Genomic DNA, 24,808 nt, shown 5'->3' with positions numbered 1-24,808 from the left:
GAAGGGCAGCAACGCCCCTTTGTCAATCGCGTTATCCGAGCGTTAATCGACGAACTTCTTGATCTCGCCGGATTTCAAACGCGCGAAATAGCTCTTCATCTCGCGCTTCACGATCGGCATCAGGAAGTACAGCGCCGTGATGTTCACAACCGCCATCGCAAAGATCATCGCATCAGAGAAGTCGATAACCGCGCCCAGATTGGCCGCCGCCCCCACGATGATGAACAGGCAGAAGATCACCTTGAACACGATCTCTTTGGTTTTGCCTTCACCGAACAGATAGGTCCACGCCTTCAGCCCGTAGTAGGACCAGCTGATCATGGTGGAGAAGGCGAACAGGATCACCGCCAGCGCCAGCACATAGGGGAACCAGCTGAACCCGGTCGCAAAGGCAGCCGATGTCAGTTGAACGCCGCTTGACCCGTCGATGGTCTGGATCGCGGTGCCTGCGTCATTCAGGATGAAGCGGCCCGTTTCGGGGTCCATCACCAGCACGCCAGAGATGGTGATCACCAGCGCGGTCATCGTACAGATGACAACGGTATCGATGAAGGGCTCCAACAGGGATACGACGCCTTCGGTCACCGGCTCTTTGGTGCGCACGGCAGAGTGTGCGATCGCCGCCGAGCCGACACCCGCCTCGTTCGAGAACGCCGCCCGTTTAAAGCCCTGGATCAGCGCGCCAACCAGACCGCCTGCAACGCCCAGACCACTGAACGCACCTTCAAAAATCTGGCCAAAGGCCCAACCGATCTTGTCGTATTCAACGATCAGGATGATCAGCGCGGCACCAACATAGATCACCCCCATCAGCGGCACGATTTTCTCGGTGACATTGGCGATGGATTTGATCCCGCCGACGATGACCGCAAAGACCACTGCGGCAAAGACGATGCCCGTGATCCAGCCAGGGTAGTCTCCGATGATACCGGACAGCTGCGCATGGGCCTGATTGGCCTGGAACATATTCCCGCCGCCCAAGGCACCACCGATGGTAAAGATCGAAAAGATCACCGCCAGCACCCCGCCCAAAGGCAGGCCGCGCTCCTTGAAGCCCTTTGTCATATAGTACATCGGACCACCGGAAACGGTGCCATCGGCGTATTCATTGCGGTATTTCACACCCAGCGTACATTCGGTGAACTTGGAGGCCATGCCCAGCAAACCGGCCAGGATCATCCAGAAGGTCGCCCCCGGACCGCCGATGCCCACGGCCACCGCGACGCCCGCGATATTGCCCAGACCGACAGTCCCCGACAGCGCCGTTGCAAGCGCCTGAAAGTGGCTCACCTCGCCCGCGTCATCGGGATCGGAATAATCGCCTTTGACCAGCGAGATCGCATGCCAGAACGCTTTGACCTGAATGAAGCCGAAATACAGCGTAAATACCGTCGCCGCGACCACCAGCCACAGCACGATCCACGGGAAGTTGGTGCCGGGTAGCGACATGAAGATCAGATTGACGAACCAGCCCGTCGAACCCGCGAAGATATCATTGATGCGTTGATCCATGCCGACGGTTTCTTGTGCCGCGGCAACCATGGGCAAGGCAGAGACAGCAGCAGCCCCCGCACCCGTTGTCAGAAATTTTTTCATGATATGACCTTTCAAGGAATGATCGTCAGAGGCACGCGGGACGCCACAGCCAAGCGGCCGGTAACGCCGCCGAACATACGCTCTTTCAGGCCGCGCAGACCGACACGGCCCACCACGATCTGCTGTGCGCCGTGCTTCTTGGCCAGATCGTCCAGAATATCGGCCACATCGCCGTGTTTCACGATGCCCTGAACGGTGACGCCGTCTTCGCTGACCTTCTTGACCGCCGGATCGACGATACGTTCGCGGGCCAGTGCCAGTTCCTCTTCGCGCCGTTTGTGGCGCTGGTCATTCTCTTCCGAGGTCTGGAAGCTGAATGGAGACCATTCAATCACGTAAACGAGTTTGAGCTCGCAATCGCCAATCAATTTGGCCTGTTTCGTTGCGAAATCCAAAGCGCGCGCCCCGGCTTCCCCCCCGTCCAGTCCAACAACAATAGTGGATGCTGTCATGTATTTGTCCCTTTGTGTATGACGCGGTCTTTTTGCGGCCGCGTTGTACCGGGGCGCTGAACGCACCCGGATTAGGCGAATATAAACGAGGTCCAAAATTTTTTTCGACTGAATTTCGCGTAAAATTCGGTCATTCGTCCCCAGTTCACCGTTCGAAAACGGTAAAAAAGGATAGTTATCGGAAAAACAGCCTTTGCCGCCCGCGCGATCAGCGCTTTGTGCGTCTTGCCCCTGCGCCTTGTGAATCGCCCGGGAACACACGGGCTTCAAAACCGCGGCACAGGCCTTATATATTGAATGTTTGCTCTTGCCCGCCTGTGGCGATATTGCACGTTCCAAACCGTATTCAGCTTATCCGAGGATTCTCAATGGCCGCCTATCAATATGTCTATCACATGTCCGGTGTCTCAAAGACCTACCCGGGCGGCAAAAAGTGTTTCGACAACATTAACCTGAACTTCCTGCCCGGTGTGAAAATCGGTGTGGTCGGCGTCAACGGCGCGGGTAAATCCACGCTGATGAAGATCATGGCCGGCAAGGACAAGGATTACTCGGGCGAAGCATGGGTCGCTGAAGGGGCCAAGGTCGGCTACCTGGAACAGGAACCCTATCTGGACCCCGCCCTGACCGTGCGCGAAAATGTCATGCTGGGCGTGAAAGCCAAGAAGGACATTCTGGACCGCTACAACGAACTGGCGATGAACTATTCCGACGAGACAGCCGACGAAATGGCCGCCTTGCAGGATCAGATCGACGCGGAGAACCTCTGGGATCTCGACAGCCAGATCGACGTCTCGATGGAAGCCCTGCGCTGCCCGCCAGACGATGCCGATGTGACCAAACTGTCCGGCGGTGAAGCCCGCCGCGTGGCGCTGTGCAAGCTGCTGCTTGAAGCGCCCGAAATGCTGCTGCTTGACGAACCGACCAACCACCTGGACGCGGAAACCATCGCGTGGCTGCAACAGCACCTGATCGACTATAAGGGCACGATCCTGATCGTCACCCACGACCGGTACTTCCTGGATAACATCACCAGCTGGATCCTCGAGCTCGACCGCGGCAATGGCATCCCCTACGAGGGGAACTATTCCAGCTGGATCGACCAGAAAGCCAAACGGCTTGAACAGGAAGCCCGCGAGGACAAGTCCAAGCAAAAGACCCTGTCGCGCGAATTGGAATGGATGCGTCAGGGGGCCAAGGCCCGTCAGGCGAAATCCAAAGCGCGGATCAAGTCGTATAACGAAATGGCCGACAGCTCAGAGCGCGAACGCCTGACGCGCGCCCAGATCGTTATCCCCAACGGTCCCCGTCTGGGCAACAAGGTGCTTGAGGTAGAGGGCCTGTCCAAAGCCATGGGCGACAAGCTGTTGATCGAAAAGCTGGACTTCTCTCTGCCGCCCGGCGGGATCGTCGGCGTGATCGGCCCCAACGGCGCGGGTAAATCGACCCTGTTCAAGATGATCACCGGCCACGAACAACCCGATACCGGCACGATCGAGTTGGGGAATACCGTTGATCTGTCCTATGTTGACCAGTCGCGCGATGACCTGAACCCTGATGACAACGTCTGGCAGGCCATTTCGGGCGGGGCCGAGATCATCAAGCTTGGCGATGCCGAAGTGAACTCCCGCGCCTATTGCGGCGCCTTCAACTTCAAGGGCGGTGACCAGCAGAAGAAAGTCGGCCTGCTGTCGGGCGGTGAACGCAACCGTGTGCATATGGCACGTCTGCTGAAAGAAGGCGGCAACGTGCTGCTGCTCGATGAACCTACCAACGATCTGGACGTTGAAACCCTGCGCGCACTCGAAGACGCGCTGGTCGATTTCGCGGGCTGTGCCGTGGTCATCTCGCACGACCGTTTCTTCCTTGACCGGATTTGTACGCACATCCTCGCCTTTGAAGGCGACGCGCATGTTGAATGGTTCGAGGGCGGCTTCTCTGACTACGAAGAGGACAAGAAGCGTCGTCTGGGCGAAGACGCCATGGAACCCAAGCGCATGAAACACAAGAAATTCTCGCGCTGATCTCGGCGAAAGCTTTAAGAAAAAGGCCCCCGCAGGAAACTGCGGGGGCCTTTCTATGTGTCGGTCAACGCGACGCCGAAACGCGGCACGGGTTTGCCGTTACAGCCCGTCGGCCAGTTCCGTATAGCCATCGGTGCGGTCGGTGCTGGTGCTGTCGGGCACGGTTTCACGGCCCAGAAAATCGCGCAGCGTGTTGCAGGCAGACAGCCCCGACCACAGCCGCTGGTTCGACACCAGCTTCACCGTGACATCGGCGCTGAAATCCCCGCCGATACGTGCGGCGGTGCCATCATGGGACAGGATGTCTTCGATGTCTTTCTGGATCTCTTCGGGCTTGATCCGGTGGCGGCCCATCACGGTGCCCACGATGATCCCCTCGCCCGCATAGCCCATAAAGCATTTCTCATGCGCCAGCGCCGCGACCGTGGCCTGCGCGACCAAGCCCATCTGGCGACAGAACTCAGCCGGGCTTGCGGCCTCGAAGATATTGCGGATTTGCGGCAGTTTGACCGCAAAAAGGCTCATGGCATAGCAGCCTTCGGGCAGACGCAGCATATGGTTTTCGAACCCGTGCAGATCGTCGACGCCGACAACGTTCAGATCAAAGCTTTCCTCGACCCGTACCTTCATCAGGCCCGACAGCTCCGCCAGCGTATGCGCGGCCTCGCGTTCACGCCGCAGGCTGTCGCTGAGCATGCCCGCCATGTTGATACGCGCGCCCAATTCGATCCCGTTCAAGGGCTTGAAGATGAAATCCGTCGCCCCGGCGCGGAAGGCGGTGTCCATCAGATCATGTTTCCGGCTGCCGGTGATCATGATGATCGGCGCACTTTTATAGGCCTGCATATTGCGGATGTCGTCACATAGGGTGATCCCGTCAACGCCGGGGAGCATGATATCCAGCAAGAAGCAGTCAAAGCTTGCCCCGTGTTCGTCGATCTTGGCCAACCCATCCTCGGCCGAGTCTGCACAGACCAGATCGAACCCCAGCGACGGCGTCAGACAGTCGCGCAACAGGTCAAGAATGGTGGGATCGTCATCTACGGCTAGGATTTTCATACGGTGGCTCACTCGTTGTCGTGTCGGCAGAAGGGGGACTGGTTAAATTCTCTTATGGCTCGGAGCAAAATCGCAGATGAATCTGGCAGCAGTTAGGCAATTTCGGCCAATCCGTTAACCCTTTGTCCCGCTGCCTCTGCCAATGCGCGTTAGGGTTTCGTCTTGCCCCTCCGAAGAATAAGGCGCAAATGTGCCGGAATCAGCAAGGATCGGCCTGTTTTTCAAGGCCCATTGACAGCCCCTTGCGCGAATCCCCACGACCTGCCATATCCGAATGGCTAACGTTATTCTTTTTCGACCAACTGTCTCCCTCATACGGCGTTCAGACTTCGATCCAGACCGACAACGCCAAGCCATCGCACGACGCGGATGGCATACTAGAGGAGACTACGGATATGGCCACTGGCACCGTAAAATGGTTCAACACAACAAAAGGCTTCGGCTTTATCGCACCCGATGGCGGCAGCAAAGATGTATTCGTACACATCTCCGCTGTTGAGCGCGCAGGCCTGACCGGTCTGGCCGACAACCAGAAAGTGACATTCGACATCGAAGCTGGCCGTGACGGCCGCGAATCCGCGTCGAACATCGCACTGGCATAAGCCATGCAGGGCCTTAGGCCCGCAGGATGAATTTGCCGGCTGACCCTCACGGGACAGCCGGTTTTTTTATGTCCTCAGGGTTGCCAAACACAACCCAAGGGGCAAAATACCGGCATCACATCCTAAAGGAGCCCCCCATGCGCCGCCGTCAGTTTATCGCAGGTTCTTTGGCCGCCCTCGCCTTTCCCCACGCGCTGTTTGCCGCGGGTGCCGCCTATGACCCCACGCCGCAAATGGTGTCGATCAAGCCACAATATGCCGTGGGCGAGCTGCTGATCCTGCCCCGCAGCCACTACCTGTATCTGGTGACCGCCCCCGGTCAGGCCATGCGATACGGCGTGGGCGTCGGCAAGGCGGGGCTGGAGTTTACCGGCACCGCGACGATCGACGTCAAAAAGGAATGGCCCACCTGGCGCCCCACGGACGAGATGATCGAACGGGAGCCCAAGACCTATGCGCGGTTCATCGGCAATACCGATGCACAACCCGGTGGCCCGTCCAATCCGCTGGGGGCGCGCGCGCTCTATCTGTTCCAGAACGGCCGCGATACATACTTCCGCATCCACGGCACCACCCAACCCAGCAGCATCGGGCGCTCTGTCTCGAACGGGTGTATCCGCATGCTGAACGAACACGTCAAAGACCTGTACCAACGTGTGCCCATCGGCACCAAGGTCACGGTGCTTTAACGCCGCTGACTTTAGTCATCACGCAAAAGGGGCTGGCATCGCTGCCAGCCCCTTCGCATTTCTGCACTGTGTCGGGGACGTGTCCCCTTAGTTCAGCGCGCCTTAGTTCAAGGCTTTGTCGGTGATCGCATGGGTCCATGCGCCCGACGGCTCTACCGTGATGACGGGGTCCGACCCACCGGACAGCAGCGATTGCACGGTCCGCTCGTAATCCGCCTCGTCCAGCGCGCCGTTGCTGCCTGCGGTCAGCTTGGCCACTTCGCCCATCATGCGTTTCTGATGCTCTTCGGTTTGCGCACCGGAGGCATCGTTGTCCAACACGATTTCCGCCGCTTCATCGGGGTTTTCCTCGGCGTATTTCCAGCCCTTCATAGAGGCCCGCACAAAGCGCACCATCTTGTCCTCGAACGCCGGATCGGCAAGGTTCTCTTCCAGCGCGTAAAGCCCGTCTTCCAATGTGGCAACGCCCTGCTCTTCGTATTTGAATACGTTCAGATCATCCGGCGTCAGACCTGCGTCGATCACCTGCCAGTATTCATTATAGGTCATGGTCGACACGCAGGCGGCCTGATTTTGCAGCAGCGGATCCACGTTAAAGCCTTGTTTCAGCACGGTCACACCATCCTCACCGCCTTCGGTGGGCAGCTCAAGCTTGCTCATCCAGCTGAGAAAGGGGAATTCATTGCCAAAGAACCAGACGCCCAACGTCTTGCCCTTGAAGTCATCCGTGGTCTCGATCCCGGCGTCCTTGCGGCAGGTCAGCATCATGCCCGAGGATTTGAACGGCTGCGCGATGTTCACCATCGGCAGGCCCTTCTCGCGCGCGGCCAAAGCGGCGGGCATCCATTCAACGGCGACATCGGCACCACCACCGGCCAGCACCTGTGTCGGCGCAATGTCCGGGCCGCCCGGCTTGATCGTGACGTTCAGGTCTTCTTCGTCATAGAACCCTTTGTCCTGCGCCACATAATAGCCCGCGAACTGCGCCTGCGTGACCCACTTCAGCTGAAGCGTCACATCATCCGCCGCTTGGGCCATGGTCCCCATCAGGCCCACAGCGGCCCCGGCGACATATGTTGACAGTTTTTTCATTTTTATATCTCCCTCTTGGTTGGTTGGTCGTCTTGGTTAGTTCCGCGTTAGTTCCGCTGGCTCGGGTGCCAAAAGGTCACCCGCCGTTCAAACAATGACATCGCGCCGTAGAATGCGGACCCGGCAATCGCCGCGACAACAATCTCGGCCCAGACCAGATCAAGCGCAAGCTGGCCCACCGAGGTAGAGATCCGAAACCCCATCCCCCGCACAGGAGAGCCGAAAAATTCAGCAACAATCGCCCCGATCAAGGCAAGGGTCATGCCGATCTTCAGCCCATTGAACACGAAAGGCATCGCGGCAGGCAAGCGCAGCTTGAACAGCGTCGCCCAATAGCTGGCCGCATAGGTCCGCATCAGATCGCGCTGCATGGCGTCGGTGGCTTGCAAGCCCTGCACCGTGTTCACCAGCATCGGAAAGAACACCATGACCACGACCACGGCGGCCTTGGACTGCCAGTCAAAGCCGAACCACATCACCAGAATCGGGGCCATCCCGATCACCGGCAGCGCGGCCACAAAGTTCCCTACCGGCAAAAGCCCCCGTTGCAAGAAGGGGAAACGGTCAATCGCAACGGCGATCAGGAAGGCGGCACCACAGCCCAGCACATAGCCCGACAACGCGCCCTTCAGCACGGTCTGCACGAAATCCACCCAAAGGATATCAAGCGATGACACCAGCCGCAGGGCAATCAGCGACGGCGCAGGCAGCAAGACCTGCGAAATCTCGAGCCCGCGCACAATGCCTTCCCAGACAGCGATCAGCGTCGCGCCAAAAACCAAGGGCGCTGCAAAAGACACCCAGCGGGCCGGCCGCAATCGCGCCAACCGGATGTTGACCCACATGCCAAAGGCCCAGGCCACTGCGGCAAAAACCAGCCAGATCATCGCGCCATCCCCATCCGTTTCAATGTCACACGCTGGATCAAGCCGATGATCCCCACCAGCAACGCCGCCAGGGCCGCCGCCATGATCAACGCGCTCCAGATCTGGATCGTCTGGCCATAGTAGCTGCCAGCCAACAACCGCGCCCCCAGACCCGCAACGGCACCCGTTGGCAGCTCACCAATGATGGCCCCCACCAGCGACGCAGCCATCGCGATCTTGAGCGAGGTAAAGAAATACGGCATCGACGCAGGCAACCGCAGCTTCCAGAAGGTCTGGCCCGCACTGGCATGCCAGGTGCGCATCTGATCCAGCTGCATCTGGTCAGGGCTGCGCAGCCCTTTCACCATGCCGACAACGACGGGGAAGAACGACAGATACATGCTGATCATCGCTTTCGGCAGCAGCCCCGACACGCCCACGGCGTTCAGAACCACAATGATCATTGGCGCAATCGCCAGAATGGGAATGGTCTGGCTGGCGATCACCCAAGGCATCACCGACATATCCATCACCCGGTTGAACACGATCCCCACCGCCAGCAAGACACCCAGCAAGGTGCCCATGCCAAAGCCCAGCAGGGTCGCGCTGAGCGTGATCCAGGAATGATAGACCAAGGACCGCTTCGACGTGACTTTCTTCATCACGGTCGTGTCCCAGATCTCTGACGCGACCTGATGCGGCGCGGGCAGTTTGGGCTTTTTCTGCGCCCAGGTATCCGCGACCAAAGACGTGGCGGTCACCGTCTCGCCCGACCGTGTGGCCTTGTCATAGGTCCAGTCCGCATTCAGCCAGACCGCCGCCGCATACCACAGCGCAAACAAGACCCCGACCACAGTCAGGACAGGCAAGAAGCTCGACTTCATCGCGCGCCCCCCTGCTTCCAGATGGTCCGAAAATCCTCCCCGAAGGGCCGGATAGCAGCGGGCGCGCGATCAATCATCCGCATGCCCCGCCCGCAATCCTTCCCGCACCCGATGCGCGATCTCCAGAAACTCGGGCGTTTCGCGAATGTCCAGAGGGCGCTCTTTCGGCAAAGGACTGTCGATAACATCTGCAATCCGTCCGGGACGCGGGCTCATTACCACGATCTTGGTGCTCAGATACACCGCCTCCGGGATCGAGTGGGTGACAAAGGCAATCGTCTTTTGCGTGCGCGCCCACAGGCGCAACAGCTGTTCATTCAAATGGTCGCGCACGATCTCGTCCAGCGCGCCAAAGGGTTCATCCATCAGCAAGATATCCGCATCAAACGCCAGCGCCCGCGCGATCGAGGCCCGTTGCTGCATGCCCCCCGACAGCTGCCAAGGGAACTTGCGCTCGAACCCTGCCAGCTCCACCAGTTCCAACACTTGGCGAACCCGCGCCGCCTGATCCGCCTTGGAATACCCCATGATTTCAAGCGGCAGCCGGATATTGCCGCCAATCGTCCGCCAGGGATAAAGCCCCGCCGCCTGAAACACATAGCCATAGGCCCGCGCCCGCCGTGCCTCGGCAGCACTGACGCCATTCACCGTGATCTCGCCCCCCGTGGGCTGCTCCAGGTCCGCCATACAGCGCAGGAACGTCGTCTTGCCGCAGCCCGACGGCCCGATAAAGCTGACGAAATCGCCTTTCTCGATATCAAGCGACACGTCTTTCAGCGCATGCACAGGGCCGTCGTTGGTTTCAAATGTCAGGGATAGGTTCTGGGCCGAGATCACGGGCGCGGTGCTCATAAGCTGCGTCCCTCTTCTGCCGTACAACGTGCTCGCATCTATGCTGGCCTCTTTCTTCTTCAGGGCAGCGCGGCGCAACCGCCGCGCTGCGTTGATAGTCCCGCGTTCAGATCCCCGCAGGGATGTTCAGCGGATCGCGTTTGATCAGTTTCGGCGCAGTCAACTCTTTCCACTTGCTCAGCGCAAGGTTGGCCGACGGGAAAGCAGGCCGCGGCACAAAGCGCCCGCGTCCGGGGTTGGGCTGCGAGTTCTGCCCCCAGGCCCAGATCACCTCGCCACGGCTCAGGGTATAGCGCGCCTGTGCCTTGACCTCGAAGCCTTCAAAGACGTTGTAATCCAGAATGGAGTGGTGGTTCGCCGTCGAAATCGTCTTGCTGATCTTGGGATCCCATACCACGATATCCGCGTCGGCCCCTTCGACAATCGCGCCTTTGCGCGGATAGATATTCAGAATCTTCGCCACATTGGTCGAGGTGGCAGCGACGAATTCATTCGGCGTCAGACGGCCCGTTTCGACCCCTTCGGTCCAGAGCACCGCCAGACGTTCCTCCAACCCGTTGGACCCGTTGGGGATGATGCGGAAATCATCGCGGCCCGCGCGTTTCTGCTCGGTCGAAAACGCAGCGTGATCCGTGGCAACCACCTGCAACGACCCCGACTGCAAGCCCGCCCATAGACTGTCCTGATGGTCCTTGGACCGGAAGGGCGGCGACATGACACGGCGTGCGGCATGGTCCCAATCTTTGTTGAAATACTCGCTCTCGTCCAGGGTCAGGAACTGGATCAGCGGCTCGCCGTAGACCCGCATCCCCTTTTGCCGCGCACGGCGGATCGCTTCGTGGGTCTGCTCGCACGAGACATGCACGATGTAAAGCGGCACACCGGCGGCATCGGCAATGGTGATCGCGCGGTTGGCGGCCTCGCCCTCCAGTTCGGGCGGGCGGGAATAGGCATGCCCCTCCGGCCCCGTGATCCCCTGATTGAAATACTTCTCCTGCAAGGCCGCGACCAGATCGCCGTTCTCGGCATGGACCATCGGCAGCGCCCCCAGTTCGGCACAGCGCTGGAAGGACGCGAACATCTCGTCATCCTCGACCATCAAGGCCCCTTTATAGGCCATAAAGTGTTTGAACGAATTCACCCCCATGTCGACGGCGTCTTTCATCTCGTCAAAGACATTCTCGTTCCAGCCGGTGATCGCCATGTGATAGCCGACATCCGAACAGATCTGCGGCGCGGATTTGCGGTGCCATTCGTTGATCGCGTTCTTGATCGACCCGTCCGCCCCCGGCAGACAGAAATCGACGATCATCGTGGTCCCCCCCACGGCCGCGGCCCAGGTGCCTGTCTCGAATGTCTCGGCCGCTGTGGTGCCCATAAAGGGCATCTCCAGATGGGTATGGGGATCGATCCCGCCGGGGATGACATAGGCCCCTTCGGCGTCGATATATTCGTCGCCCACCAGATCCTCACCGATCTGCTTGATGATCTCGCCCTCGATCAACACGTCTGCTTTCCAGGTGCGATCCGCCGTGCAGACCATGCCGCCCTTGATAACCTTGCTCATCTGTCCTCTCCCCTATCTGTCTTCCAAATGGTCCAAATCCCGGGGGTCTGGGGGCTGGCCCCCAGGGCGCGCCCGCTCAGGCCCCCGACGGGTTCAGCCCACAATCTCTGCCGTTTCCAGCACCGCATGCAGCAAAACATCGGCACCGGCCTTGGCCCATTCCTTGGTGATCTCTTCGGCCTCGTTATGGCTCAGCCCATCCACGCAGGGGCACATGACCATTGCGGTCGGGGCCACCCCGTTGATCCAGCAGGCATCGTGACCCGCCCCCGAGATGACGTCCATATGGCTATACCCCAACCGCTCTGCCGCGGAACGGATGGCCGAGACGCAGCCTTCGTCAAAGGCGACAGGATCAAAGCCACCGACCTTTTCAAAAGCGACCTCAAGCCCCATGTCATCGGCGATCTTCTGACCCTCGACGCGCAGGCGCTTTTCCATATCCTCGATCACGCTCAGATCGGGCGACCGGAAATCGACGGTAAAGATCACCTGCCCCGGGATAACATTGCGCGAGTTCGGATAAACCTCGATATGCCCCGCGGCACCAACCGCATGCGGCGCGTGGGACCATGCGATCTGGTCCACCGCTTCAAGCATACGTGCCATGCCGAGGCCTGCGTTCTTGCGCATCGGCATCGGCGTTGATCCGGTATGCGCATCCTTGCCGGTCACGGTGACTTGGGTCCACGACAGCCCCTGCCCGTGGGTCACGACGCCGATGTCCTTGCCTTCGGCCTCCAGGATCGGGCCCTGTTCGATGTGCAGCTCGAAAAACGCATGCATCTTGCGCGCGCCGACCTCTTCGTCGCCCTGCCAGCCGATCCGCTTGAGCTCGTCGCCAAAGCGCAAGCCCTCGGCATCGGTCTTGGCATAGGCCCATTCCTGCGTGTGGATGCCGGCAAAAACGCCAGACGACAGCATCGCGGGGGCATAGCGGGTGCCCTCTTCGTTGGTCCAGTTGGTCACGACCACGGGGTGTTTCGTCTTGATCCCCAGATCGTTCATCGTGCGCAGCAGTTCCAGCCCGCCCAGCACACCCAGCACGCCGTCATACTTGCCGCCTGTGGGCTGCGTATCCAGATGCGACCCGACGTAGACCGGCAGCGCATCGGGGTCGGTGCCATCGCGCTGCGCGAACATGTTGCCCATCGTATCAAGGCCCATGGTGCAGCCCGCCTCCTCGCACCATTTCTGGAACAGGGCGCGACCTTCGGCGTCTTCGTCGGTCAGCGTCTGGCGGTTGTTGCCCCCCGCCACACCGGGGCCGATCTTGGCCATCTCCATCAGACTGTCCCACAAACGATCCGGGTTGATCTTCAGGTTTTCACCGGGCGCGGCCATAGCGGTTTCCTTTGCGTTTTCTACCTTGTGCAAGGCGTAAATTTTTACCATTTGGTAAATCCACGATTGCGGCTAGGGTTAAGTCTGTCAAGAAATGCTTTCCCTCGGGGCCACCCGTCCGAAGTGGGGTGCCGCATTTTCAGGCACTTACACCGAAAGGGGACGCGCCATGCCCGAGACAACCGCCAAGAAAAAGCCCAGCCGAATCCAAAGGCGCAACCGCCGTGTGATCCTGGATGCGGCGCTTGATGTGTTTTCGACCTATGGGTTTCGCGGTGCCACGCTGGATCAGATCGCCAGCGAGGCGGGGCTGAGCAAACCGAATATATTGTATTATTTCAGCGGGAAGGAAGAAATCCACACGACCCTGCTGAGCCAGCTGATGGAGACATGGCTCGACCCGCTGGTAGAGCTCGACGCCGATGGTGACCCGCACACAGAGCTGTTGGATTATGTGCAGCGCAAACTGGATATGGCACGGGATCTGCCCCGTGAAAGCCGCTTGTTTGCCGGTGAAATTTTACGCGGTGCGCCCCATATGGAGCCGCGCTTGCAAAGCGATCTGAAACCGCTGTTCGACGAGAAATGCGCGGTTATTTCCGATTGGATGGCGGCGGGAAAGATCGCGCGGATGGACCCGCGCCATCTGATTTTCTCGATCTGGTCGACCACGCAACACTATGCTGATTTCGCGCCGCAAGTCGCGCTGCTGCTGGACGGCGATGCCGATCAGCACCAGCAGGCGTCGGACCATCTGCGACTGATGTTCTCGACGTTGTTAACCCCCGCCGCGCCTCAACAGTAGCGACGGGGGCAAGGGTCACTCGGCCGCAGTGGCGGAGGGGTTGTTGGGGTGCGTCGTCCAGTTGGCGTAATTCGGATCAACGGGCTTGCCCGTGCGCGGGTCCGTGGTGCCGGGGGCCAGCTCCACCATCGAGATACAATCCTCGACCGGGCAGACATTGACGCAGAGGTTGCAGGCGACGCATTCGTCGTCGATCACGCTGAAGGTGCGATCTTCGGACATGGCAATCGCCTGATGCGAGGTGTCTTCGCAGGCGGCAAAGCAGCGCCCGCAGGAGATACACAGATCCTGATCGATTTTGGCCTTGGCGACATAGTTCAGGTTCAGCTGGTTCCAGTCGGTCACATTCGGCACCGCACGGCGCACCAGTTGATCGACCGAAGTCATCCCCTTGTCGTCCATATATTCCGACAGGCCCGAGATCATCTCTTGCACAACCTTGAAACCATAGGTCATCGCCGCCGTGCAGACCTGCACATTGCCCGCGCCAAGGGCCAGAAACTCTGCCGCGTCGCGCCATGTGGTCACGCCGCCGATGCCGCTGATCGGCATATCCGCCGTCTCGGGGTTGCGCGCGATTTCCGCAACCATGTTCAACGCAATCGGCTTTACCGCCGGGCCGCAATAGCCGCCGTGGGTGCCTTTCCCATCGATCATCGGTTCGGGCGCGAACAGGTCCAGATCAACCGAGGTGATGGAGTTGATCGTGTTGATCAGGCTCACCGCATCCGCGCCGCCGCGTTTCGCGGCCTCGGCGGGGTAGAGCACATTGGTGATGTTCGGCGTCAGCTTCACGATCACCGGCATGCGCGTGTATTGCTTGCACCAGCGGGTGACCATTTCAATGTATTCCGGCACCTGCCCCACAGCCGATCCCATGCCGCGTTCCGCCATGCCATGTGGGCAGCCGAAGTTCAGCTCGATCCCGTCGGCGCCGGTTTCCTCCACATGCGGCAGGATCGCTTTCCACGCTTCCTCCTCGCACGGGACCATGATCGACGCGATCAGTGCGCGGTCAGGGTAATCACGTTTCACCGCCTTCATCTCGCGCAGGTTCACCTCCAGCGGGCGATCGGTGATCAGCTCGATGTTGTTGAGCCCCAACAGCCGCCGGTCCGCGCCCCAGATCGCGCCATAACGCGGGCCATTGACGTTGACGACGGGCGGGCCCTCCATGCCGAGGGTCTTCCACACGACACCGCCCCAGCCTGCCTCGTAGGCGCGGCGGACGTTGTATTCCTTGTCCGTGGGTGGCGCGGATGCCAGCCAGAACGGGTTGGGGCTTTTGATGCCCACGAAGTCGCTTCTTAGATCAGCCATTTGCGTTCTCCTGTAGGGGCTTAGCCCATCAATACCATGTGAATGTCCATCGCCGCGTCGCGCCCTTCGGCGACAGCGGTCACGGTCAGGTCATCGCCGCCGCTCGCACAATCGCCACCGGCCCAGACCCCGTCGACACTGGTGCGTCCGGTGCCATCCACCTTGATCTTGCGCGCCTCTAGCATCGGCAGCGCGTCGCCCTGAAGGGTCTGGCCGATGGCCTTGAACACCTGATCCGCGGGCAGGCGCAGGGTTTGGCCCGTGCCATTCATCTGGTCGTCGACATATTCGAATTCGATCTCGCGCACCGCGCCGTTGCCGATCACGGCGACCGGCGTGGCATGGGTCACGATCCGCACGCCCTTGGAGGCGGCAAGATCCTGCTCGAACACGCTGGCATTCATCCGGTCGCGCCCGCGACGATAGACCAGCGTCACATTGAGCGCGCCCAGCAGTTTCGCCTGAATGGCGGCATCGATCGCGGTCATCCCGCCGCCGATCACCACCACGTCACGACCGATCGGGACCGCAGCCACATCGCTCGCCTGACGCAGGTGAGAGATGAAGTCGACCGCATCGAGCACGCCGGTTTTATCCTCGCCCTCGGCCCCCAAGGCGTTCACACCGCCAAGGCCCATACCAAGGAACACGGCGTCATAGTCGGCCCGCAAACTGTCCAGCGTCATCGCCGCCCCAAGGGCTGCATTGTTCTGCACGGTGATGCCGCCGATCTTGAGCAGCCAGTCCACCTCTGCCTGCGCGAAGCCGTCGGGTGTCTTGTAGGTGGCGATCCCGTATTCGTTCAGGCCGCCGGGCTTGGGCCGCGCGTCAAAAACGGTGACATCATGCCCCATCATCGCCAAACGGTGCGCACAAGACAGCCCCGCCGGACCTGCACCGACCACGGCCACGCGCTTGCCCGTCGAGGCCGCGCGTTCAAACGGATGCGCGCCCTGTGCTTGCAGATGGTCGGTGGCATAGCGTTGAAGCTCGCCGATCTTGACCGGCTTGCCCTCGGCCACCTCGCGCACACAGGCCTGTTCACAAAGCTGTTCGGTCGGGCAAACGCGGGCGCACATACCACCCATGATATTCTGGCTCAGGATCGTTTTGGCGGCGGCATCCGGTGTGCCCGTGGCGATCTGCCGAATGAAGAGCGGAATATCGATATCCGTCGGGCAGGCCGTGATGCACGGCGCGTCGTGACAGAAGTAGCATCGGTCCGCCGCGACAAGCGCTTCGTGCACATCCAGTGGCGGGTGCAAATCGGAAAACTGCGCGGCATAGGCGTCGGCGTCCAGCCGTCCGGCAGCCACCCCCGGTTCAAAGATTTTCTGCGACATTTTTTTATCCCTGCTGTCACTATTTATGCTGAAACGCTCCCACGGAATGATTTTTTTATCAACTGGTAAAATTATTTCATAACTGTGAAATTTCTTGCGCAAATGCCCGCCGGTTACGCGTTTCGGGGCAAAAACTCTTGATTTTGTCCTATTTGGCGCCAAAGTCAGAGGTGCGACGCGAAAGACTTTCGACCCCTCAGCCCTCCGGCGCTGGTGCGATCAAGTTCTGACCGAGCCACGCTGCCGCATAATGTGGGCAGGACAAACACGAGGAGAAACGGGGCATGGCGACTGGCACCGTAAAATGGTTCAATACCACAAAGGGATACGGCTTTATCGCGCCTGATGGTGGCGGCAAAGATATCTTTGTTCACATCTCGGCGGTTGAACGCGCTGGCCTGACCGGGCTTGCCGACAACCAGAAGGTGACATTCGACGTAGAAGCGGGCCGTGACGGCCGCGAAAGCGCCGCGAATATCGCATTGGCCTAACCGGCCCAAAACCGGTTCATCAATATTTTTGACGACGGGCGCTTCGGTGCCCGTTTTTTGTGCAAAACTACTCGTTTTCGTTGATCTGATCGATCAGCGTCAGCACTTTCGGGCCCAAAGCGTCGACGATTCTCGTGACGCCTTGCGCGTTCGGATGCACCCCGTCGGCCTGGAAAAAACCGCGTGCCTGCGCCAGATCTGGCGTCTCGCCATTGTCGGACAGGCCGTCAAAGAAGCTGCCCATCAGGCTCGCGTCATATTGCGCGGCAAGATCGGGATAGATGCTGTCAAAGGCGGTTTTATAGTCGGGGCCAAAGTTGCCCGGCGCGGTCATGCCGACCAGCAGCACCTCTACCTCGGCGTCTTGGGCGGCCTTCATGATTCCATCCAGATTGGCGCGGCTGACCGCGGGGTCGATCCCGCGCAACAGGTCATTCCCGCCCAGAGTCACGATCATGCCATCGACCTCGGGCGTCATGGTCCAGGCGACCCGCGCCAACCCGCCAGCGGTCGTATCCCCCGACACGCCTGCGTTGATCACCGTCACATCTGCACCGTTCTGATCCAGCCAGTTTTGCAACTGTGGCACGAACCCGTCCTCGGCGGGCAGGCCGTAGCCCTGCGTCAGACTGTCGCCCAATGCTGCAATAACAAGCGGTTCCGCCAGTGCGGGGCCTGATAATACCAGAACAAGTGCCGTCGTAACCTTGCGCATCATGGTCGAACCTCCATATCCAACAGGGACCGTATTTCAAAAGGCAGCCCTATGACCGACCCGGTGTTCCAGCTTCAAGATGCATCCCTGAAACTGAATGGCAACGCCGGAAAGGTCGACATCCTACATGGGATCACCCTGGACGTCGCACAAGGAGAGACGGTCGCCTTTACCGGCCCGTCGGGGTCGGGCAAGTCTTCGTTGCTGATGGTCATGGGCGGGCTGGAGCGTGCAACCGGCGGATCGGTGCGCGCCTTGGGCGAAGACCTGAGCACCCTGTCCGAAGACGGGCTGGCCAAATTTCGCCGCGGGCGGATGGGCATCGTGTTCCAGTCCTTCCACCTCATCCCCACCATGACCGCGCTGGAAAACGTCGCCACCCCGCTGGAACTTAACGGCGTCGCGGACGCCTTTGACCGGGCCGAGGCGGAATTGCACGCGGTGGGTCTGGGGCACCGGCTCAACCACTATCCCGCACAGATGTCGGGCGGCGAACAGCAGCGGGTCGCATTGGCCCGCGCCTCTGCCCCGCGTCCGGCGATCCTTTTGGCGGATGAGCCGACAGGGAACCTCGACAGTACCAATGGTGCCGCGATCATGGAGCTGTTGTTTGATCTGCGCGAAAAACATGGCGCGACCTTGGTGTTGGTGACCCACGCCGATGAATTGGCCGCGCGCTGTGATCGGATCGTCACCCTGACCGACGGGCGGATCGTCAGCGGGACGGGCGCATGAGCCTGCGTCTGGCCGGCCGCTTTGCCCGCCGCGAGATGCGCGGGGGGCTGCGGGGTTTCCGTCTGTTTCTGGCCTGCCTCGCCCTTGGCGTCGCGGCAATTGCTGCCGTCGGCTCTGTCCGCTCTGCGATCGAGGGCGGCTTGCAACGCGAAGGTGCGGCCCTGCTTGGTGGCGCGGCCGAGATTGATTTCACCTATCGTTTCGCCACCGATGCCGAACGCGACTGGATCGAGAGCCAAGCCAGCGCCGTCTCCGAGGTTGTCGAGTTTCGGTCCATGGCTGTCGCGGGTGATGGGGCCGCCGCTGACCGTGCGCTGACGCAGGTGAAGGCGGTCGATGATCTTTATCCGCTGGTGGGCGAGATGGTGCTTGAACCGGCGATGCCGCTGGAACAGGCGCTCGGGCTGGAAAACGGCCTGTCCGGCGCGGTGATGGAGCGCGCCTTGTCCGACCGTCTGGGCCTGTCCCCCGGCGACACCTTCAAGCTTGGCATCAAGGAATTCCGCCTCTCCGCCCTGATCGTGCGCGAACCCGACAGCGCCGCCAGCGGCTTTGCCCTTGGGCCGCGTACCCTGCTCCGGACCGAGGCGCTGGATGGGGCCGGCCTGCTGGCGGAAGGGACGCTGTTCAACTCCAAATACCGGATGTTGCTGCCTGCCGATACCGACCTTGATCAACTGCGCTCCGCCGCCCGTACGCGGTTCGAAAACAGCGGGATGCGCTGGACCGATGCGCGCAACGGGGCACCGGGGGTGTCGCGCTTTGTCGAACGGTTGACGGCGTTTCTGATCCTTGTGGGTCTATCCGGTCTGGCTGTGGGCGGTGTGGGCGTATCGGCTGCGGTGCGATCTTACCTCACCGGCAAGACCGAAGTCATCGCCGTGCTCCGCGCGCTAGGGGCAGACCGCGCGACGATATTCCAGACATACTTCATGCAGATCGGTGCGCTATCACTTTTGGGCGTCACCATCGGCGTGGTGCTTGGGGCCGTGGCCCCGCTGATCTTTGCGCCGCTGATCTCTGCGCGGCTGCCGATCCCTGCGGCCTTTGCCATCTATCCGGCCCCCTTGGCCGAGGCGGCGATTTACGGGTTGCTGACCGCCTTTGCCTTCACGCTGTGGCCACTGGCCCGCAGCGAGAATATCCGCGCAGCGACGCTGTTTCGCGATGCATGGGACGGGGCCGCGCGTTTTCCGGCACCGCGCTATGTGGCGATTATCGTGATGACCGTGGCGCTGCTGGTCGCGCTGGCGGGGTGGTTCAATGGCAGTTGGTGGCTGACGCTCTGGACATTGGGCGGCATCGCAGGCGCGCTCGGGATACTCACGCTGGCGGCGCTGCTGGTGCGGTTCCTCGCACAACGCGCAGCGGTTCTGGCACGCGGGCGACCGCGGCTGCGTTGGGCCCTCGCTGCGATTGGCGGCAGTGGCGAAGGTGCCGGGGCCGTGGTGCTCTCGCTGGGGCTCGGTCTGTCGGTGCTGGCCGCCGTGGGGCAGATCGACGGCAACCTGCGGCAGGCGATCTCGGGCAATCTGCCCGATGTGGCCCCGTCGTATTTCTTTGTCGACATCCAGAAAGACCAGATCGACGGCTATACCAAACGGCTGACCGACGACCCCGCCGTGCGCCGCATCGACAGCGCGCCGATGCTGCGCGGCGTCGTGACCCAGATCAACGGCAGGCCCGCCAAAGAGGTCGCGGGCGATCACTGGGTGGTGCGCGGCGACCGCGGGCTGACCTATGCCGAGGCCCCCGATGACGACACGGTGATCACCGCGGGCGAATGGTGGGCGCCTGATTACGCGGGCCCGCCGCTCATTAGCTTTGCCGCCGAAGAGGCCGAGGAGATCGGGCTAGAGCTTGGCGATACGCTGACCATCAACGTGCTGGGGCGCGACATCACCGGCACCATCGCCAGCTTCCAGGAGGTCGACTTCTCGACCGCGGGGATCGGGTTTATCCTGACCATGAACCCCGCCGCCCTGACCGGCGCGCCGCATACCTATATCTCGACCGTCTACGCCGATGCAGAGGCCGAAGCACCGATCCTGCGCGATCTGGCCACCGCCTATCCCAACATCACCGCGATCCGCGTGCGCGATGCAATCGACCGCGTAGCGGCGGTGCTTAGCGGGTTGGCTGCGGCGACATCCTACGGCGCGGCGGCTACTCTTCTGACCGGCTTTCTGGTATTGATCGGGGCAGCCGCCGCCGGGGCGGATGCCCGTCGCTATGAAGCCGCCTTGCTGAAAACGCTGGGGGCCTCGCGCCGCAGCATCGCCGCCAGCTTTCTGATGCGTGCCGCTCTGCTGGGGCTCTTCGCCGGCGGGGTTGCCCTGCTGGCAGGTATTTTGGGCGGATGGGCCGTGAGCCGCTTTGTGATGGACACCAGCTTTGCCGTGGTATGGCCTTCGGCGCTGTTGATCGTCACTGGGGGCGCGCTGGCGTCGATCCTTGCCTCGCTTGGCTTTGCGATCAAAGCCTTGAACGCCAGACCCGCACAGGTGCTGCGCGCCCGCGAATAGATGGAACCGATAGACCGAAAGAGGGATATAACAATGACGCAGACCACCCAGACACTGCCCGCCCCCCTGCCACCCGTTCTGACGGCAGCCCAGCAAACGCATGTGGTGAACGTCCTGCGCCGTGCCGCACGGGCCGAGGTGCTGCCGCGTTTCCGCAACCTCGCCCCCGCTGACATCGACACCAAATCCGGCCCCCATGATCTGGTCACCGCTGCCGATCTGGCGGCCGAGGCAATGATCACCCGCGCCCTCGCCGCGGCCTATCCGGATGCGCTGATCATCGGAGAAGAGGCCGTATCGGCCGACCCCGCCCTGCAGGACAAGATCGCCGACGCCCCGCTGGCCTTTATCCTTGATCCCATCGACGGCACATCGAATTTCGCCCACGGGCTGTCCACCTTCGGCATGATCCTTGCGGTCACGCGCTTTGGCAAACCGGCCTTCGGCGTCATCTATGACCCGGTCAATGACGACTGGGTGATCAGCGATGACACCAGCCCCCCGCGCTTTGAACGCGCCCTTGGGCAGTCGCGCCCGCTGCGGGTCAGCATGGGCAAACAGATCGAGGACCTCAGCGGTTTCGTTCCGCTGGGGAACTTCAGCAAAGAGCTGCGGGGCAAAGTCGCGGCCACCCTGCCCAGCTTTGCCAAGGTAAACTCCCTTCGTTGCTCGGCGCATGAATACCGTACTGTCGCCCAGGGGCACGCCGATTTCGTGCTCAGCGGGACGCTGCACCCTTGGGACCATGCTGCCGGCGCGTTGATCTGCACCCAAGCCGGTGCCCATGTTGAGATGCTGTCGGGCGGCCCTTATGACGCGACGCTGCGCACAGGGCATATTCTGGTGGCACCGGACAAAACGACATGGAACCGCCTGCGCAAGGTCTTTGCCTTCCTCGCCGAAGACTGAGCCCGCAATGCAAAACGGGCGCGAGGTTTCCCCCGCACCCGTTCGATCACATGTATAGGGAACAGCTTACTCAGCCGCCTCTGCGTATTCCTCCATCGGGGGGCAGGTGCAGATCAGGTTGCGGTCGCCATGCACGTTGTCGACACGGTTGACCGGAGGCCAGTATTTGTCGACGCGGAACGCGCCGGGGGGGAAACAGCCCTGTTCGCGCGTGTAGGGACGATCCCACTCGCCAACCAGATCCTCGACCGTGTGCGGCGCGTTCTTCAGCGCGTTGTTCTCGCGCGGCATATCGCCGTTCTCGATTGCGCGGATCTCGTCACGGATCGCGAGCATCGCGTCGCAGAAACGGTCCAGCTCGGCCTTGGTTTCCGACTCCGTCGGTTCCACCATCAGCGTGCCTGCGACAGGGAAGCTCATCGTTGGCGCATGGAAGCCGGCGTCGATCAGACGTTTCGCAATGTCATCCACCGTCACGCCTGCGCTGTCCTCGAACGGGCGCACGTCAAAGATACATTCATGTGCAACGCGCCCTGTCGGCCCCTTGTACAGCACCTCGAACGCCCCTTCGAGGCGCTTGGCAATGTAGTTGGCGTTCAGGATCGCCACCCGCGTCGCCTGCGTCAGCCCGTCACCGCCCATCATCAAGCAATACGACCACGAGATCGGCAGCAACGATGGCGACCCGTAGGGTGCCGCCGAAACAGCGCCTTCACCGCCGTTCGGATGGCCGGGCACATGGGGGATGAGATGTGATTTCACGCCGATCGGCCCCATGCCGGGGCCACCGCCCCCATGCGGGATGCAGAAGGTCTTGTGCAGGTTCAGGTGGCTGACATCCCCGCCCACATCGCCCGGACGCGCCAGACCGACCATCGCGTTCATATTCGCCCCGTCGATATAGACCTGCCCACCGTGATCATGGGTGATCTTGGTCACCTCGGTCACGGTTTCCTCGAAAACGCCGTGGGTCGAGGGATAGGTGATCATGCAACCGGCAAGGTTCTCGCTGTGCTTTTCCGCCTTGGCGCGGAAGTCGTCCAGGTCGATGTCACCATTGGCCGCTGTCTTGATCACGACCACCTTCCACCCCACCATATTGGCGCTGGCGGGGTTGGTGCCATGGGCCGACATGGGGATCAGGCAGATGTTGCGATGCCCCTGCCCGTTGGCTCGGTGATAGGACGCAATCGCCAGAAGGCCGGCATATTCCCCCTGCGCGCCGGAATTCGGCTGCATGGAAATCGCGTCATACCCGGTGATGTCACAAAGCTTGGCCGACAGGTCGTCGATCATATGCTTGTAACCAAGCGCCTGATCCTGCGGCACAAACGGGTGAATCATCGAGAACTCGCGCCAGCTGACAGGCATCATCTCTGCGGCCGAATTCAGCTTCATTGTGCAGGACCCCAGCGGGATCATCGCGCGGTCCAGCGCCAGATCACGGTCGGCCAGACGGCGCATGTAGCGCATCATCTCGGTCTCGGCGCGGTTCATGTGGAAGATCGGATGAGTGAGATAGGCGCTTTCACGCAGCATGTCGTCAGGGAAACGATACTGCGCCTCGAATGTCTCGTCACTGCGGCGGATGCCAAAGGCGCGCCAGACGGCTTCGATCGTCTCGGGCACTGTACGTTCGTCCAGCGTGATGCCGACACGTGTTTCACCGACGCGGCGCAGGTTGATGCCTTCGTCCACCGCGGATTTCATGACCGCGGCCTGCAAGGGGCCGACATCAACCGTCACCGTGTCGAAGAAGGATTTGGGATCGACCTTAAAGCCGGCCTCCTCCAGCCCGTTCGCCAAACGCACCGCCTTGCGATGGATGCGCTGCGCGATGGCCTTCAGCCCCTCGGGCCCGTGGAACACCGCATACATGGACGCCATCACCGCCAGCAAAGCCTGCGCCGTGCACACGTTAGAGGTCGCCTTTTCGCGGCGGATGTGCTGCTCGCGGGTCTGCAGGGACAGACGGTAGGCGCGGTTGCCATGCGCATCAATCGAGACACCGACAATCCGCCCCGGCATTGCGCGCTTATAGGCATCCTTGCAAGCCATATAGGCCGCATGCGGACCGCCATAGCCTTCGGGCACGCCAAACCGCTGGGTGGACCCGACGGCGATATCGGCCCCCATGGCACCGGGCTCTTTCAGCAGCGTCAGCGCCATCGGATCAGCGGATACGACGCCCAAGGCACCTGCCTCATGCAGCGCGGCCATATGGTCGGTAAAGTCGCGCACATGGCCATAGGTGCCAGGGTACTGGAACAGCGCCCCGAAGACAGCGCTCGCGTCCATCTTGTCAGGGTCGCCGATGATCACCTCGATATCCAGCGGGGCTGCGCGGGTCTGGATAACGGCGATGTTCTGGGGGTGGCAATCGCGGTCGACAAAGAACGCCTTGGCCTTCGATTTCGACAGGCGCAGCGCCATGGTCATCGCCTCGGCACAGGCCGTCGCCTCGTCCAGCAGGGACGCATTGGCGACCTCAAGCCCGGTCAGATCGCTGACCATGGTCTGGAAGTTCAACAGCGCCTCAAGACGCCCTTGGCTGATCTCGGGCTGGTAGGGGGTGTAGGCCGTGTACCATGCGGGGTTTTCAAAAATATTGCGCTGGATCGCAGGCGGCGTCACCGTGCCATGATAGCCCTGCCCGATCAGCGAGGTGAGCACCTTGTTCTTGCCCGCCACCAGGCGCATGTATTCCAGCACTTCGCGCTCTGACATGGGCTTGCCGAAATCCAGCGGCTCTTTCTGGCGGATTTGCGCGGGCATCGTGTCATCGATCAACGCGGCAAGGCTCTGTGCGCCGACGGTTTTCAACATGTCCGACATCTCTGCCGGGGACGGCCCGATATGTCTGCGATTGGCAAAATCATACGGCAAATATTCGGTCGGTTTGAAAACCATGGCGCGGGGCCCCTCTTCCAAATGGTAT

21 protein-coding genes are annotated in these 24,808 nt (G+C 61.1%); 8 read left to right on the top strand and 13 right to left on the bottom strand.

The genetic code is table 11. From position 1 onward, the window contains the following. Positions 1 to 42: 42 nt before the first annotated feature. Together AADW22_RS04010 and AADW22_RS04005 are read right to left on the bottom strand one after the other, a co-directional pair. Positions 43 to 1,596: a sodium:alanine symporter family protein gene (locus tag AADW22_RS04010; RefSeq protein WP_168592809.1), complete on the bottom strand. Its 1,554-nt coding sequence runs from the start codon at positions 1,594 to 1,596 to the stop codon at positions 43 to 45. An 11-nt stretch (positions 1,597 to 1,607) separates the two neighbouring features. Further along, entirely contained in the window at positions 1,608 to 2,048 is a 441-nt protein-coding gene (locus tag AADW22_RS04005; RefSeq protein WP_005851399.1) for a universal stress protein, read from the bottom strand. 368 nt (positions 2,049 to 2,416) lie between these two features. On the opposite strand from AADW22_RS04005, the gene ettA reads away from it, so the two are divergent. Then, positions 2,417 to 4,072, top strand: a complete 1,656-nt coding sequence (gene ettA / locus AADW22_RS04000) for an energy-dependent translational throttle protein EttA (RefSeq protein ID WP_005851397.1) — start codon at positions 2,417 to 2,419, stop codon at positions 4,070 to 4,072. Between the two features lie 99 nt (positions 4,073 to 4,171). On the opposite strand, the gene AADW22_RS03995 is transcribed toward ettA, so the two are convergent. Then, entirely contained in the window at positions 4,172 to 5,131 is a 960-nt protein-coding gene (locus AADW22_RS03995; protein ID WP_037943198.1) for a two-component system response regulator, read from the bottom strand. Positions 5,132 to 5,526: 395 nt separating this feature from the next. On the opposite strand from AADW22_RS03995, the gene AADW22_RS03990 reads away from it, so the two are divergent. Together AADW22_RS03990 and AADW22_RS03985 are read left to right on the top strand one after the other, a co-directional pair. Further along, the gene (locus AADW22_RS03990; protein WP_005851393.1) at positions 5,527 to 5,733 is read left to right on the top strand and encodes a cold-shock protein; all 207 of its coding nucleotides are present in this window, start codon (positions 5,527 to 5,529) and stop codon (positions 5,731 to 5,733) included. A 137-nt stretch (positions 5,734 to 5,870) separates the two neighbouring features. Beyond that, entirely contained in the window at positions 5,871 to 6,422 is a 552-nt protein-coding gene (locus tag AADW22_RS03985) for a L,D-transpeptidase (RefSeq protein WP_005851389.1), read from the top strand. Positions 6,423 to 6,524: 102 nt separating this feature from the next. Here AADW22_RS03985 and AADW22_RS03980 read toward each other — a convergent pair whose 3' ends face one another. From AADW22_RS03980 to AADW22_RS03955, 6 genes are all read right to left on the bottom strand, one after another. Then, entirely contained in the window at positions 6,525 to 7,514 is a 990-nt protein-coding gene (locus AADW22_RS03980) for an ABC transporter substrate-binding protein (protein WP_005851387.1), read from the bottom strand. A gap of 47 nt (positions 7,515 to 7,561) precedes the next feature. After that, complete coding sequence (locus AADW22_RS03975) at positions 7,562 to 8,401, bottom strand: ABC transporter permease (RefSeq protein WP_407474302.1); 840 nt, start codon at positions 8,399 to 8,401, stop codon at positions 7,562 to 7,564. Beyond that, positions 8,398 to 9,264, bottom strand: a complete 867-nt coding sequence (locus AADW22_RS03970; protein ID WP_184583230.1) for an ABC transporter permease — start codon at positions 9,262 to 9,264, stop codon at positions 8,398 to 8,400. The genes AADW22_RS03975 and AADW22_RS03970 overlap by 4 nt, the downstream gene beginning before the upstream one ends. A gap of 69 nt (positions 9,265 to 9,333) precedes the next feature. After that, the gene (locus AADW22_RS03965; protein ID WP_005851381.1) at positions 9,334 to 10,116 is read right to left on the bottom strand and encodes an ABC transporter ATP-binding protein; all 783 of its coding nucleotides are present in this window, start codon (positions 10,114 to 10,116) and stop codon (positions 9,334 to 9,336) included. A gap of 106 nt (positions 10,117 to 10,222) precedes the next feature. After that, complete coding sequence (gene hydA, locus AADW22_RS03960) at positions 10,223 to 11,683, bottom strand: dihydropyrimidinase (protein WP_037943194.1); 1,461 nt, start codon at positions 11,681 to 11,683, stop codon at positions 10,223 to 10,225. Between the two features lie 93 nt (positions 11,684 to 11,776). Next, complete coding sequence (locus tag AADW22_RS03955; protein WP_005851376.1) at positions 11,777 to 13,027, bottom strand: Zn-dependent hydrolase; 1,251 nt, start codon at positions 13,025 to 13,027, stop codon at positions 11,777 to 11,779. Positions 13,028 to 13,196: 169 nt separating this feature from the next. On the opposite strand from AADW22_RS03955, the gene AADW22_RS03950 reads away from it, so the two are divergent. Further along, entirely contained in the window at positions 13,197 to 13,832 is a 636-nt protein-coding gene (locus tag AADW22_RS03950) for a TetR family transcriptional regulator C-terminal domain-containing protein (protein WP_260004819.1), read from the top strand. 15 nt (positions 13,833 to 13,847) lie between these two features. Here AADW22_RS03950 and preA read toward each other — a convergent pair whose 3' ends face one another. Both preA and AADW22_RS03940 read right to left on the bottom strand, forming a co-directional pair. Next, a complete protein-coding gene (gene preA / locus AADW22_RS03945; protein ID WP_005851372.1) occupies positions 13,848 to 15,152 on the bottom strand; it encodes an NAD-dependent dihydropyrimidine dehydrogenase subunit PreA in 1,305 nt (434 codons plus the stop codon). A 20-nt stretch (positions 15,153 to 15,172) separates the two neighbouring features. Then, on the bottom strand, positions 15,173 to 16,495 hold the full coding sequence (locus AADW22_RS03940) for an NAD(P)-dependent oxidoreductase (protein ID WP_407474301.1): 1,323 nt from the start codon (positions 16,493 to 16,495) through the stop codon (positions 15,173 to 15,175). 284 nt (positions 16,496 to 16,779) lie between these two features. On the opposite strand from AADW22_RS03940, the gene AADW22_RS03935 reads away from it, so the two are divergent. Next, positions 16,780 to 16,986, top strand: a complete 207-nt coding sequence (locus tag AADW22_RS03935; protein ID WP_005851368.1) for a cold-shock protein — start codon at positions 16,780 to 16,782, stop codon at positions 16,984 to 16,986. A gap of 67 nt (positions 16,987 to 17,053) precedes the next feature. Here AADW22_RS03935 and AADW22_RS03930 read toward each other — a convergent pair whose 3' ends face one another. After that, positions 17,054 to 17,704, bottom strand: a complete 651-nt coding sequence (locus tag AADW22_RS03930) for an arylesterase (protein ID WP_037964913.1) — start codon at positions 17,702 to 17,704, stop codon at positions 17,054 to 17,056. A gap of 48 nt (positions 17,705 to 17,752) precedes the next feature. Here AADW22_RS03930 and AADW22_RS03925 point away from each other — a divergent pair, with 48 nt between their 5' ends. The 3 genes from AADW22_RS03925 to AADW22_RS03915 are packed head-to-tail and all read left to right on the top strand — an operon-like array spanning position 17,753 to position 21,870. Then, complete coding sequence (locus tag AADW22_RS03925) at positions 17,753 to 18,436, top strand: ABC transporter ATP-binding protein (RefSeq protein ID WP_009825994.1); 684 nt, start codon at positions 17,753 to 17,755, stop codon at positions 18,434 to 18,436. Next, the gene (locus AADW22_RS03920) at positions 18,433 to 20,961 is read left to right on the top strand and encodes an ABC transporter permease (RefSeq protein WP_407474300.1); all 2,529 of its coding nucleotides are present in this window, start codon (positions 18,433 to 18,435) and stop codon (positions 20,959 to 20,961) included. The genes AADW22_RS03925 and AADW22_RS03920 overlap by 4 nt, the downstream gene beginning before the upstream one ends. A 33-nt stretch (positions 20,962 to 20,994) precedes the next feature. Further along, a complete protein-coding gene (locus AADW22_RS03915; RefSeq protein WP_407474299.1) occupies positions 20,995 to 21,870 on the top strand; it encodes an inositol monophosphatase family protein in 876 nt (291 codons plus the stop codon). 66 nt (positions 21,871 to 21,936) lie between these two features. Here the strand turns inward: AADW22_RS03915 and gcvP are convergent, their stop codons facing one another. Beyond that, positions 21,937 to 24,780: an aminomethyl-transferring glycine dehydrogenase gene (gene gcvP, locus AADW22_RS03910; protein ID WP_407474298.1), complete on the bottom strand. Its 2,844-nt coding sequence runs from the start codon at positions 24,778 to 24,780 to the stop codon at positions 21,937 to 21,939. Positions 24,781 to 24,808: the final 28 nt, after the last annotated feature.

Origin of the sequence: Sulfitobacter sp. PM12, assembly GCF_045586035.1 — a bacterium.
GTDB classification, from domain to species: Bacteria; Pseudomonadota; Alphaproteobacteria; order Rhodobacterales; family Rhodobacteraceae; genus Sulfitobacter; species Sulfitobacter pontiacus.
This window is presented reverse-complemented; position numbering and strand designations above follow the sequence as displayed.